Source organism: Agrobacterium sp. ST15.16.055 (genome assembly GCF_027956555.1).
Taxonomy (GTDB): Bacteria; Pseudomonadota; Alphaproteobacteria; order Rhizobiales; family Rhizobiaceae; genus Agrobacterium; species Agrobacterium salinitolerans.
The window spans coordinates 131,817-143,916 of sequence record NZ_JAQKGN010000004.1 but is presented as its reverse complement, the minus strand read 5'-3'; the positions used below and the strand labels follow the sequence as shown (position 1 = coordinate 143,916).

Here is a 12,100-nt window from a genome sequence, read left to right as displayed (position 1 = left end):
TAAAACTGTCATAAATGTACGCGGGGCATTGATGCAACCCGGAAAATCAGCACTATCAACGGATATGAAACCCACCAAGAAAAGCCGGAAAACCCGCCCGGTCCGTGCACTGACATTGTTACAGCAGCTTGCTGCGGTTCCGGAAAAGCTCTTCACCGGCGCTTTCCGGCAGCAATATGCCGCGCTCTGCTTCCGTCATGCCGACAATGGCGAGGGGGTCGAAATCCTCCTTGTCACGTCCCGTACCAGCGGGCGCTGGATCATTCCGCGCGGCTGGCCGATGAAACGCAAGAAGCCGCACGAGGCGGCGGCAATCGAGGCGTGGGAGGAGGCGGGCGTGCGCGGCCGGGTGAAAAAGAATGCGGTCGGCCGCTATACCTATCTCAAGATGCTCGATAATGGCGATGTCGTTCCCTGCATGGTCGATGTGTTCCAGATAGAGGTGACGGAGGCGAAAACCAGTTTCAAGGAACGCGGTGAACGCCTGCTGGAATGGGTGCGCCCGGACGAGGCGGCAAGGCGCGTTCGCGATATCGAGCTGAAATCGCTGCTGGTCGATTTTCACCCGAAGGGCAAAAAGAAACGTCAGAGCGGCGTAAAGCTCTAGGCCCCGCTACAAGGGAGGTGGATTTCTTCAGGCGGCGGCCGCCAGCTTGTGGAGGCCGCATTCGCGGACGATCTCCGCAATATGGGCGAACTGCGCCGAGAGCGGATTGCTCTTGCGCCACACGATGCCGATGGTGCGGGAAGGACGAGGCTCCGCCAGTCGGAACACAGAGACCGTGGATTGCCGTGTCTCCATGTCGACCGCCATCTGCGGAATGAGCGTGACGCCGATGCCGGCGCCGACCATCTGCACAAGGGTGGAGAGCGAGGAGCCTTCCATCAGCACGCGCGGCGGCGCATTGGTCGTGCTGCAGAAGGAAAGGGCCTGGTTGCGGAAACAATGGCCTTCTTCCAAAAGCAGCAGGCGCATTTCGCCCAGCTTGTCGGCGCTCGGCACCGGCATGCCCGCATCCTCCATCGGCCGCACCAGGATGAATTCCTCCGAAAACAGTGGAACTTCCTCCAGCGCCGGCTCCGAGACGGGCAGGGCGACGATCGCCATGTCCAGCCGGGCTTCCAGAAGGTCGTCGATGAGTTTCTGCGTCACCGCCTCGCGCGGGCGGGCCTCCAGTCCGGGATAATGTCGCGTGAGTGTCTTGATAATCTGTGGTAAAAGATAGGGTGCGACGGTGGGAATGACGCCGATGCGCAGGCGCCCGCTGAGCGGCCCATGCCGCGCCCGCGCCAGATCCTGCAACTCATCCACCGAACGCAAGATCGAGCGGGTTCGTTCGGCGAATTCCTCACCAAGCGCCGTCAGCCGGATTTGGCGGCTGCTCCGTTCGACGAGCGGCGCGCCGATCAGTTCTTCCAGCTCCCGGATCTGCAGCGACAGCGCCGGTTGGGAAATCGCGCAAGCCTCCGCCGCCCGGCCGAAATGGCCGATCTTGGCCAGCGCATCGAAATAACGGAGATGTTTCATGGAGAGCGCAATCATAAGCTCAGCATATCGCAGCCTTTAGAATATACAATTGGAAATTATGGAACCCGGCTGTTAGTCATCTTCATGACAGAAAGAGGCTGTAGCTGTGAGAGGTTACCAGCGTCGCTGCACGGTTTCCCATGACCAACTGCTGGCTCTGGCTTCCACGCTGCACATGTCGAATTGATTATTGGTTTAATTGTCAAACCCATCGGAGGGCGAAATGGACGCAACTTCAAAACCGGCTGGCAAGTGTCCTGTCATGCACGGAGGCAACACGGCCTCGGGTAAATCGGTGACCGAATGGTGGCCGAACGCGCTGAACCTCGACATCCTGCATCAGCACGATACCAAGACCAATCCGCTCGGCACCTCCTTCAACTATCGCGAAGCCCTGAAGACGCTCGACGTCGAGGCGCTGAAGGCCGATCTGCGCGCGCTGATGACCGACAGCCAGGACTGGTGGCCGGCCGACTGGGGCAGCTATGTCGGCATGATGGCGCGTGTTACCTGGCATGCGGCGGGCTCCTACCGCGTGACTGACGGTCGCGGCGGCGCCAACACCGGCAACCAGCGTTTTGCCCCGCTCAATTCCTGGCCGGATAACGTCAACACCGACAAGGGCCGCCGCCTGCTGTGGCCGATCAAGAAGAAATACGGCAACAAGATTTCCTGGGCGGATCTTATCGCACTCGCCGGCACCATCGCCTATGACGTCGCCGGTCTGAAGACCTTCGGTTTCGCTTTCGGTCGTGAGGATATCTGGGCTCCGGAAAAGGACACCTATTGGGGTGACGAAAAGGAATGGCTGGCGCCGAGCGACGGCCGTTACGGCGATGTGACCAAGCCCGCGACGCTGGAAAACCCGCTTGCCGCCGTGCAGATGGGCCTCATCTACGTCAACCCGGAAGGCGTCAACGGCAAGTCCGATCCGCTGGCGACCGCCGCACAGATGCGTGAGACATTCGCCCGCATGGGCATGGACGACGAGGAAACCGTGGCTCTGACCGCCGGCGGTCACACCATCGGCAAGTCGCATGGCAATGGCAGCGCCGCCAACCTCAGCCCCGATCCGGAAGCCGCCGGCCCGGAATATCAGGGTCTTGGCTGGATGAACACCAAGGGTCGCGGCATCGGTCGCGACACGGTGGTGTCGGGCATTGAAGGCGCCTGGACCAGCCATCCGACCAAGTGGGACAACGGCTTCTTCGACATGCTGTTCAAGCATGAGTGGACGTTGACCCACAGCCCCGCCGGTGCATCGCAATGGGCGCCGATTACCATCGCCGAGGAAGACAAACCCGTGGACGTCGAGGACGCCTCGATCCGCACTATCCCGATGATGACCGATGCCGACATGGCCCTGAAGGTTGATCCGATCTACCGCGAGATTTCGCTGAAATTCAAGGACGATCAGGACCATTTCTCCGAGGTCTTTGCTCGCGCCTGGTTCAAGCTGACCCATCGCGACATGGGGCCGAAGTCCCGTTACATCGGCCCGGACGTTCCGGCGGAAGACCTGATCTGGCAGGACCCCATCCCCGCAGGCTCCACCAGCTACGATGTCTCCGCCGTCAAGGCGAAGATCGCGGCGTCGGGCCTTTCGGTTGCCGATCTGGTTTCGACCGCCTGGGACAGCGCCCGCACCTTCCGCGGTTCGGACAAACGCGGCGGCGCCAATGGCGCACGCATCCGCCTTGCACCGCAAAAGGACTGGGAAGGCAACGAGCCCGCCCGTCTTTCCCATGTGCTCTCGGTTCTGGAGCCGATTGCCCGTGAAACCGGCGCGAGCATCGCGGATGTGATCGTTCTGGCCGGTAATTACGGTGTGGAACAGGCGGCGAAAGCGGCTGGCTTCGACATTGCCGTGCCTTTCGCGGCAGGCCGTGGCGATGCTTCCGCCGAGCAGACGGATGCCGACAGCTTTGCCCCGCTTGAGCCCCTGGCGGATGGTTTCCGCAACTGGGTCAAGAAGGACTATGTCGTCAGCCCTGAGGAACTGCTGCTGGATCGCGCACAGCTTCTGGGCCTGACCGCGCCGGAACTGACCGTGCTCATCGGCGGCCTGCGCGTCATCGGCGCCAATTACGCCGGTACGGGCCATGGCGTGTTCACCGACAAGCCCGGCGCGCTGACGACGGACTTCTTCACGACGCTGACGGATATGGCCTATTCCTGGGTTCCGACCGGCAACAATCTCTATGAGATTCGTGACCGCAAGACCGGGGCAGCCAAGTATACGGCGACCCGCGTCGACCTCGTCATTGGTTCGAACTCCATCCTGCGCGCCTATGCGGAAGTGTACGCGCAGGATGACAGCAGGGAGAAATTCGTGCGTGACTTCGTCGCCGCCTGGACGAAGGTGATGAACGCCGACCGTTTTGACCTTCTGTAAGAAAAATCCGGCTGTTTAAGAATAAACACCTCCCCGAGAAATCGGGGAGGTGTTTTTCGTTCTATCGACCGCCAAGGCGCAACGTTTGCCGTGACGGCGCAAGATTGCTGGACGCCTTATAGGCCCGCATTATCTTGTTTGCGCGGACGGTTTTCCTATCGCCGGTCCGAGGACGGAACCGGTTTACCGGTCGGGGTTTTTCCGGCGTCTGGCGACGGGGCTTTGCCGTCCTTCTCGTTTTCATGCGCGTCCGGCCCAGCCACGATCACGCCACGGCCGTTCTCTTCGCGCTTCTTGTCTGCGAAGTCGCCCGGTTCCTTCTTGCTGTCCATGGTAATCTCCCTTGTTGCACTTCTGTCAGGAGTTCAACGGCCGTCATGAGCAGAGGTTCCAGCGCGGTCGCCGCAGCGAATGTTTCACTTTATAACGATCTTTGCTATTAACATGAATTGATAAGTCATGTTAATGGGGCGGAGCGCGATGACTGGCGTGGTGCGCCTGTCTTTTGATTTCACCCGATCCAGACCCGACAACCGGACGGTACCCGTATTGAGTTTCTGGCATTCCATGACCTGGCACACCGAAGGCATCAGCGTCACCGCGCCGGTGAAATGGCGCCAGTTCGACGGGCTGGTCAGTGCTTTCTGGGAAGCGGAAAGCCAGATGGGAGCCAAGGGTTATTATCTGGCCGCCGATCCGCGTATCATGATCTTTTTCAACGATGTCTCCTCGCGCATCAGCATGTCCAACCGCAATGGCGAATTTACCAACCATTCGCGGCCGATGACACGGGCGGTTTATGTGCCCGCCGGCGTGCCGATGTGGACGAGCAGCAGCGCTACCCATCGGTTCTCGCATCTCAACCTGCATATTCATAAGGACCGGTTGTTGCGCTTCCTGTCACCGTCGGTCGGCAGTTCCGCGGCGATGTCGGCGCTGCGTCGCCCGGTCGAGATACAGGACATCGGTTCGGTGGAAACCCTTGCCGGCCTGCTTGTCGATGAGCTCTCCGAACCCTCGAAACATGCGGTCTATGCGGAAAGTCTTGTCGGCAGCATCGTTGCCGGCCTGCTGGATATTCCCGGCCCAGCGCCGGAGCAGGCTAATGGCAGGCTGACGCAGGCGCAGTTGAACAAGCTTCTTGCCCAGGTCGAAAAACGTGGAGACGACCGTATGACGGTTGCCGAGATGGCCGATATCGTCGGGCTTTCGGAAAGCTGGTTCGCCACCGTATTTCGCCAGACCACCGGCAAGACGCCGCTGCAATGGCAATTGGAGCGGCGCATCAATGCCGCCCAGAAACTTCTGCTAGAAGGCGATCTGACGGTGGCCGATATCGCCGCCCAGCTCGGCTTTTCCGATCAGGCCCATCTGACCAAGGCTTTCCGTCAGTCCGTGGGCAACACGCCCGCCGCCTGGCGACGTCTGCACAAGCTGCTTTGACGGGGCGAGATCGGTGTCTTGATGCGAACTGGTCAGATCCTCGGGACAAGCCCGAGGATGACGTGATGTGTTAGGAAATATATGCAATATTTTGAAAAATATTGCTAATATAGATTTTTACCACGTTTTTCGCAAGGTCACGGAAAACGCCCGGCCGGGATTATAAAAGTCAGCGCCGAACCCGCCATAAGAGACGTGTTTTTCGTTGAAGATGTTGGAAACATTGACGTCCAGCGAGGCGGTTTCCTGAATCTTGTAGCTGAACGCGGCATCCACGGTCACGCTGCTTCCTGTTTCGACCTTGTTGGCATTGTCGAAATAATAAGCGCCGGTGTAGCGGCCGCCGAGACCGAAGGTCATGTCGCCGAAATGGTCGTTGCCCGCAAGCGTATAATTGACCCACAATGAAGCCTGATGCTCTGGCACGAATTGCGGCCGGTTGCCGACATTGCCGCCGGTGCCGTTTTCGGTGATTTCCGCGTCGAGATAGGAGTAGGCCGCCGTCAGGCTGAGATCGTCGGTCACTTCCGCCTTGGCTTCGAGATCGAGACCGCGCACGCGCACCTCGCCGATGGTCGTGGGCAGGCTGGTGATCGGGCTGGTGACGGTGATGTTGTTTTTCTTCAGATCGTAGATCGAGGCGGTGAACAGGGCCGGGAAAGCGTCCGGCCGGTATTTCACCCCGAGTTCGATCTGCTCGCCGCGTTCGGGCTCTACCGTCAGGCCGGATGCGGGCACTACCGATTCGGCATAGCTGATATAAGGCGCGATTTCGTTGGTGACCTTGTAGGACACGCCGATGCGCTTGGTCAGTTCGCTGATGTCGCCGCTTGCCGTCGAGCCATTCAGCCGGTTGGTCTGGTCGGTGTCGATCCAGTCGTTGCGCAGGCCGGCGCTGACGATCAGCCTGTCGAAGAAGGTGAAGTCCTGCTGGAGATAGATCGCCTTGGTCTTCTGGTCCGTCAGGGAGTCGGCATAGAGCGGCACGGAAGCGGGTGCGCCGGTATAGACCGGGTTCATCCAGTTGATGCTCGGCGCAGCACCGAAGTAGCTTTTGCTGCCGGATTCGTAGTTGTTATAAAAAACGCCGACGAGGCTGCGGCTTTCGACATTTTCAAACCGCGTGTCATATTGCAGGCGTGTGTCGATCAGGAAGTTTTCGGTCTCGGTGTCGTTTCCGAAATAGGACCGGTTGGCGATGGTCGAACCGTTGGTCGGTGTCGACGAGATATAGGCGTAACCGAAATCCGTATTCGCCTTGCTGTAGCGGGCGTTGGAACTGACCGTCAGGCCGGAGCCGAAATCGTGGTCGAACATCACGCTCAGCGAATTGCGGTTCGTGCCGCGATAATTGTAGTCCGGTTCGCCGAAGAAGCGGCTCCGGTCGAAATGCGAGCCGACGGGATGGCCGCCCCCGCCCGGAACGCCATCCTTGTTCAGATGATCGTAAACCACGGTAAGGCTGGTGACGTCCGTGGGGCGCCAGGTTAAGCCGCCCATGAAGAATTTCTCGTCGTCGCGGGAATAGTCATATTCCGCATCGGCATTTCTGAGCTTGCCGGTCAGGCGATAGGACAGCGTGTCGTCGCTGGTGATATTGTCGCCAAAGTCGAAGCCGGTTTCGCCGCGGCCATAGGAGCCGCCGGTGACATAGGCTTCACCGAAACGGGTGCGTTTCGGCACCTTGGTGGAATAATTCACCGAGCCGCCGGGATCCGAGACGCCAAAGGTGGTGGAATTTCCGCCCTTCAGCACTTCCACGCGCTCATAGGCATAGGTTTCCTCGCGCAGCGCGCCGAAGGGACGGCCAAGCGTCAACCCGTCGCGATAGGTATAGGCGTCGAAACCGCGAATCTTGAAATAGTCGAAACGGTCGTCGGAGCCGTAAAAATCCGTTGTCACACCGGCGGTATATTGCAGCGCCTCTTCCACGCTCTGCACGCCGCGCTGCTGCATTTCCTTGGCGGTGATGACGGAAACGGAGGCCGGTGTGTCGAGAAGATCGGTCGCGATCTTGCTGCCGCTCGTGGTGCGGGTGGCGACAATGGACTTCTGGTCATTGTCGCCGCTTTCGATGGTGATGCGCTCCAGAACCGTGCTGCCGCCCGTATTGGCAGCTTCCTGTGCCAGCAGGGAGCCGGGCAGGGTAGCGACAAGCGCCGTGCAGGCAAGCAGCGCCGCATCCTGATAACGACGTCGCGTGGTTTTGCGGTGTCTGCCTTCGGTTTCGATATTCATTGGTATGTTCCAGACGTTGATGCCCCGACCGCCGCTTGCACGGCCCACTCTCGAAGTGCCCAATAACTTGAGAAAGTTTGTCCGGTATTGTAACTTTTTGCGGTTTTGTACAAAACCCCGGAAATTTCACCGCTGTTGCGACGCCATTTCCTGCCTGGGCTTGACGGGGGCAATTGAAGCTGAGAGTTCAAGTCCACTTTTTGAACTTTTGAGAGCTCGCCAATGCTTTGCCCGTTCCGCTGCCTCGTGCCGGTATTTGTGCTTTTCCTGTCGATGATCGCGCCGCATATGGCCTCGGCGGAGGAGACAACCCGCTATCCCATCGTCATCAAACATGCGTTCGGAACGACCACGATTGCGAAGAAACCGCAGCGGGTAGCGACTGTCGCCTGGGCCAACCATGAGGTGCCGCTGGCCCTCGGCATCGTGCCTGTCGGCTTTGCGGCGGCCAATTTCGGCGATGATGACGGCGATGGCCTGCTGCCATGGGTGGCGAAGCGGCTTACCGAACTCGACGCGGCAAAGCCTGTTCTGTTCGACGAGGGTGACGGTATAGATTTCGAGGCCGTTGCGGCGACGCAGCCGGATGTTATCCTTGCCGCCTATTCAGGCCTCAGCCGGTCCGACTACGATACGCTGAGCCAGATCGCCCCAGTCGTCGCCTATCCCGTTTCTCCCTGGGCAACGGACTGGCGCGAGATGATCCGGCTGAACAGCGCCGGGCTTGGCATGGTTGCGGAAGGTGAGGCGCTCATCAAACGCATCGAGGGTGAGATTGCTGAGGTCGTTGCCGGCCATCCGCAGCTGAAGGGCAAGTCGGCCATGTTCGTCACCCATCTCGACGCCACCAATCTCAGCGTCGTCAATTTCTATACGGCCAACGATACCAGGGTGAAGTTTTTCGCCGATCTTGGGCTTGCCTCGCCGAAAAGCGTCTTGGAGGCGACGAAGCCGGGGCAATTCGCCGCTGGCGTCAGCGCCGAGCGTGTGGATGTCTTTGACGATGTCGATATCGTCGTGACCTATGGCAGTGAGCCGCTGCTGAATGCCATGCGGGCCGATCCGCTTCTCGCGCGCATGCCGGCCGTTGCCAATGATGCGATCGTCATGCTGGGCCGCGATCCGCTTGGCACCGCCTCCAACCCCACGCCGCTGTCGATTTCGTGGGTGTTGAAGGACTATGCCGATCTTCTGGCAAAGGCTGCCGACAAATCCTCCGGGAAATCGCAGTGACATTGTCCGGCCCCGGCAAAGTGACGGCCGCGCTGCTCGCCGGCCGCTCCAACCGCGTGCGAACGGCCTGGCTCGGTGCGGTGCTGGCGCTTCTCGCACTGCTTTGTGCGCTCTCCGTCGCCATCGGCACGCGTGAGGTCTCTTTTGCGGATATTGTTGGTGGGATCAGCGGCCGCGTCGAGACGGTTGCCGAGGCGGCCGTCGCGGTGCGCCTGCCGCGCACGCTGCTTGCCCTGCTTTCCGGGGCGGCACTCGGGCTGGCCGGGGCCATCATGCAGGGCGTCACCCGCAATCCGCTTGCCGATCCAGGCATTCTCGGTGTCAACATGGGGGCGTCGCTCGCCGTCGTCATCGGCATTGTCTGGTTCGGTATCGCCACGGCGCAGGCCTTCATCATGGTCGCGATTGCCGGGGCGGGGGGATCTGCGGTTTTCGTTTATGTCGTCGGTTCGCTCGGGCGAGGCGGGGCGACACCGCTGAAACTCGCACTTGCGGGCGCCGCCACCTCCGTCGCCTTTTCCTCGCTCGTCATTGCCGTCGTGCTGCCGCGTAGCGATATTGCCGGCGGCATCCGTTCCTGGCAGATCGGCGGCGTCGGTGGGGCGACTTTCGAGCGCATCGAGACCGTGCTGCCCTTTCTGGCCGCCGGCTTCATCATCAGCCTGCTTTCGGCGCGCAAGCTGAATTCTCTGGCGCTCGGAGACGAACTCGCCGCCGGGCTTGGCGAGAATGTTGCGGTGGCCCGAGCCGTAGCCTCCTTCGGTGCCATTCTGCTCTGCGGTGCCGCTACCGCCATTTGCGGGCCGATCGGTTTTGTCGGGCTGGTGGTGCCGCATCTCTGCCGCCTGCTCGTCGGGGTGGACAATCGCTGGCTTTTGCCGTTCTCGGCACTTGGTGGGGCGTGCCTGCTGCTTGCCGGCGATATTGTCGGGCGCATCGTGGCGCGGCCGTCGGAACTCGATGTTGGCATTGTCACCGCCCTTGTCGGCGCGCCTTTCTTCATCTGGATTGTCAGACGCCAGCGGGTGCGTGAATTGTGACCATATCCGCTCCCGTCATCGAAAATCTCGTCTTCAACCGCCATACACGTCAGCGCCGACGTCGCCTTGTCATCGCCGCCCTGTCGGTGATCCTGATTGCCGCTTTCGCAATTACGCTGATGCTCGGACAATCCTTCACGCCGCCCGGCGATGTCATTCGCGTTCTGTTGGGGGAGGACATTGCCGGCGTCACCTTCACCGTCGGGCAGTTGCGCCTGCCGCGCGCGCTGCTTGCGGTCCTCGCTGGCCTGAGCTTCGGGCTCGGCGGCGTCGCCTTCCAGATCATGCTGCGCAATCCGCTCGCCAGCCCCGATATTATCGGCATCAGTTCCGGCGCAAGTGCGGCAGCCGTTTTCGCCATCGTCGTTTTGCAGATGAGCGGGCCGCTAATCTCGGTCTTCGCCGTCACCGCCGGTCTCGGCGTCGCGCTTCTCGTCTATCTCCTGTCCTTCCGCAACGGCGTGGCCGGGACGCGGCTGATCCTCGTCGGCATCGGCGTTTCAGCCATGCTGGAAAGCTTCATCGCCTATATACTCTCCGTTGCGCCGGCATGGACATTGCAGGAGGCAATGCGCTGGCTGACCGGAAGCGTCAATGGCGCGAAAATCACGCAACTGCTGCCGCTCCTCATCGCGCTCATCCTTTTCGGCGGCCTGCTCCTCAGCCGTGCGCGTGATCTGGAAGCGTTGAGACTGGGGGACGACGCTGCCGCAGCGCTTGGTGTAAGGGTAGGGCGAACGCGCATCATCGTCATCATTGCTGCCGTGGGCATTATCGCCTTTGCAACGGCGGTGTCGGGTCCCATCGCGTTTGTCGCATTCCTCTCCGGGCCGATTGCGGCGCGCATTGTCGGCAGCAACGGCTCGCTGCTCCTTCCTGCGGCGCTGATTGGGGCGGCGCTGGTGCTGGTGGGCGATTATTGCGGCCAGTTCCTGTTGCCGGGCCGTTACCCGGTCGGCGTCATTACTGGCGCGCTCGGTGCGCCCTATCTGATTTACCTGATCGTGCGGGTCAACCGCAGCGGAGGCTCGTTATGACCGGCCACTCCCTTTCCGTGAACGGCCTGTCGGCCGGCTACGGCGAAAACCTCATCATCGACGGGCTGGATCTCACCGTTCCGCGCGGGAAGATCACCGTCATCGTCGGCGCCAATGCCTGCGGCAAGTCCACCCTGCTGCGCAGCATGTCGCGGCTCATTGCGCCGCGCGCCGGTCAGGTTCTGCTCGATGGAAAATCGATCCATCGTCTTCCCTCACGCGACCTCGCGCGGCGCATGGGCCTTTTGCCGCAATCGCCGATAGCGCCGGAGGGTATCGTGGTTGCCGATCTCGTCAGCCGTGGCCGGCACCCGCATCACGGCCTGTTCGCCCGCTGGTCGCGGCAGGACGACGAGGCCGTCGCCGCAGCCCTTGTCGCCACCGATACGGTGGAACTGGCCGAGCGGCCGGTGGATGAGCTTTCCGGCGGCCAGCGGCAACGCGTCTGGATCGCCATGGCGCTCGCTCAGCAGACAGACATATTGCTGCTGGATGAACCGACCACCTTCCTCGATATCAGCCACCAGGTCGAGGTGCTGGATCTTCTGACCGACCTCAACCACGCCCGCGAGACCACCATCGTCATGGTGCTGCACGACCTCAATCTCGCAGCCCGTTATGCCGATCATCTCGTCGCCATGAGGGACGGGAAGCTGCATGTGTTCGGCACGCCGGAAGAGGTGCTGACGGAAGAGAATGTCCGTCACGTCTTCGGCATCGAAAGCCGGGTCATCGAAGATCCGACCTCGGGCAAGCCGATGATGCTGCCGATAGGGCGGCATCGAACGGTGGCGGGGGTGGCAATAGGCGTATCTCTTTAAGATACGACCCTGTTGACTTTTGTGCGTATCTGTTTATGATACCAACATCACGAGGCCAGCAATGATCCGTTCCTTCAAAAACAAGCTGACCGCATCGATTGACGACGGATCTGTGAAGAAGGGCTTTCCCGACGATCTGGTACGCCGCGCCCAGCAGCTGCTCACGATCCTGGATGCGGCGACCACGGTAGAAGACCTTCGCTCACCGCCCGGCAATCGTTTGGAAAAGCTGTCCGGCGATCGTGAGGGCCAATATTCGATCCGGATCAACAAGCAGTGGCGCATCTGCTTCGTCTGGACGGAAGCAGGACCGGAAAGCGTGGAAATAACCGACTATCACTAGTCTGGAATTCTCATCGAGAGGC

The 12,100-nt window shown here is 60.7% G+C and carries 11 protein-coding genes; 8 read left to right on the top strand and 3 right to left on the bottom strand.

Translation table 11 applies throughout. From position 1 onward, the window contains the following. Nucleotides 1–64: 64 nt before the first annotated feature. The gene (locus PL599_RS08825) at nucleotides 65–607 is read left to right on the top strand and encodes an NUDIX hydrolase (protein WP_269824315.1); all 543 of its coding nucleotides are present in this window, start codon (nucleotides 65–67) and stop codon (nucleotides 605–607) included. A gap of 27 nt (nucleotides 608–634) precedes the next feature. Here PL599_RS08825 and PL599_RS08820 read toward each other — a convergent pair whose 3' ends face one another. Continuing rightward, complete coding sequence (locus tag PL599_RS08820; RefSeq protein ID WP_173991637.1) at nucleotides 635–1,543, bottom strand: hydrogen peroxide-inducible genes activator; 909 nt, start codon at nucleotides 1,541–1,543, stop codon at nucleotides 635–637. Between the two features lie 208 nt (nucleotides 1,544–1,751). Here PL599_RS08820 and katG point away from each other — a divergent pair, with 208 nt between their 5' ends. Beyond that, nucleotides 1,752–3,923 carry a catalase/peroxidase HPI gene (gene katG, locus PL599_RS08815; RefSeq protein WP_269824317.1) on the top strand — a complete coding sequence of 724 codons (2,172 nt, stop codon included), beginning with the start codon at nucleotides 1,752–1,754 and terminating at the stop codon, nucleotides 3,921–3,923. A 155-nt stretch (nucleotides 3,924–4,078) separates the two neighbouring features. Here katG and PL599_RS08810 read toward each other — a convergent pair whose 3' ends face one another. Continuing rightward, nucleotides 4,079–4,255, bottom strand: a complete 177-nt coding sequence (locus tag PL599_RS08810; protein ID WP_077983957.1) for a hypothetical protein — start codon at nucleotides 4,253–4,255, stop codon at nucleotides 4,079–4,081. Nucleotides 4,256–4,472: 217 nt separating this feature from the next. Here PL599_RS08810 and PL599_RS08805 point away from each other — a divergent pair, with 217 nt between their 5' ends. Further along, nucleotides 4,473–5,366 carry a helix-turn-helix domain-containing protein gene (locus tag PL599_RS08805; RefSeq protein ID WP_202048355.1) on the top strand — a complete coding sequence of 298 codons (894 nt, stop codon included), beginning with the start codon at nucleotides 4,473–4,475 and terminating at the stop codon, nucleotides 5,364–5,366. Nucleotides 5,367–5,483: 117 nt separating this feature from the next. Here the strand turns inward: PL599_RS08805 and PL599_RS08800 are convergent, their stop codons facing one another. Further along, nucleotides 5,484–7,604: a TonB-dependent siderophore receptor gene (locus tag PL599_RS08800; protein ID WP_269824318.1), complete on the bottom strand. Its 2,121-nt coding sequence runs from the start codon at nucleotides 7,602–7,604 to the stop codon at nucleotides 5,484–5,486. A gap of 222 nt (nucleotides 7,605–7,826) precedes the next feature. Between PL599_RS08800 and PL599_RS08795 the strand changes: the two genes are divergently transcribed. The 5 genes from PL599_RS08795 (at nucleotide 7,827) to PL599_RS08775 (ending at nucleotide 12,078) form a co-directional block, all read left to right on the top strand. Further along, nucleotides 7,827–8,837 carry an iron-siderophore ABC transporter substrate-binding protein gene (locus PL599_RS08795; RefSeq protein ID WP_269824319.1) on the top strand — a complete coding sequence of 337 codons (1,011 nt, stop codon included), beginning with the start codon at nucleotides 7,827–7,829 and terminating at the stop codon, nucleotides 8,835–8,837. After that, nucleotides 8,834–9,877: a FecCD family ABC transporter permease gene (locus PL599_RS08790; protein ID WP_269824320.1), complete on the top strand. Its 1,044-nt coding sequence runs from the start codon at nucleotides 8,834–8,836 to the stop codon at nucleotides 9,875–9,877. Before PL599_RS08795 ends, PL599_RS08790 begins: the two co-directional genes overlap by 4 nt. Further along, on the top strand, nucleotides 9,874–10,914 hold the full coding sequence (locus tag PL599_RS08785; protein WP_269824321.1) for a FecCD family ABC transporter permease: 1,041 nt from the start codon (nucleotides 9,874–9,876) through the stop codon (nucleotides 10,912–10,914). Before PL599_RS08790 ends, PL599_RS08785 begins: the two co-directional genes overlap by 4 nt. Beyond that, complete coding sequence (locus PL599_RS08780) at nucleotides 10,911–11,735, top strand: ABC transporter ATP-binding protein (RefSeq protein ID WP_269824322.1); 825 nt, start codon at nucleotides 10,911–10,913, stop codon at nucleotides 11,733–11,735. Before PL599_RS08785 ends, PL599_RS08780 begins: the two co-directional genes overlap by 4 nt. A 61-nt stretch (nucleotides 11,736–11,796) precedes the next feature. After that, the gene (locus tag PL599_RS08775; protein WP_269824323.1) at nucleotides 11,797–12,078 is read left to right on the top strand and encodes a type II toxin-antitoxin system RelE/ParE family toxin; all 282 of its coding nucleotides are present in this window, start codon (nucleotides 11,797–11,799) and stop codon (nucleotides 12,076–12,078) included. Nucleotides 12,079–12,100 lie beyond the last annotated feature (22 nt).

Coding starts and splice junctions, on each gene's coding strand:
- PL599_RS08825 (WP_269824315.1), top strand. CDS start 65: ATGAAACCCACCAAGAAAAGCCGGAAAACCCGCCCGGTCCGTGCACTG.
- PL599_RS08820 (WP_173991637.1), bottom strand. CDS start 1,543: ATGATTGCGCTCTCCATGAAACATCTCCGTTATTTCGATGCGCTGGCC.
- katG (WP_269824317.1), top strand. CDS start 1,752: ATGGACGCAACTTCAAAACCGGCTGGCAAGTGTCCTGTCATGCACGGA.
- PL599_RS08810 (WP_077983957.1), bottom strand. CDS start 4,255: ATGGACAGCAAGAAGGAACCGGGCGACTTCGCAGACAAGAAGCGCGAA.
- PL599_RS08800 (WP_269824318.1), bottom strand. CDS start 7,604: ATGAATATCGAAACCGAAGGCAGACACCGCAAAACCACGCGACGTCGT.
- PL599_RS08795 (WP_269824319.1), top strand. CDS start 7,827: ATGCTTTGCCCGTTCCGCTGCCTCGTGCCGGTATTTGTGCTTTTCCTG.
- PL599_RS08780 (WP_269824322.1), top strand. CDS start 10,911: ATGACCGGCCACTCCCTTTCCGTGAACGGCCTGTCGGCCGGCTACGGC.
- PL599_RS08775 (WP_269824323.1), top strand. CDS start 11,797: ATGATCCGTTCCTTCAAAAACAAGCTGACCGCATCGATTGACGACGGA.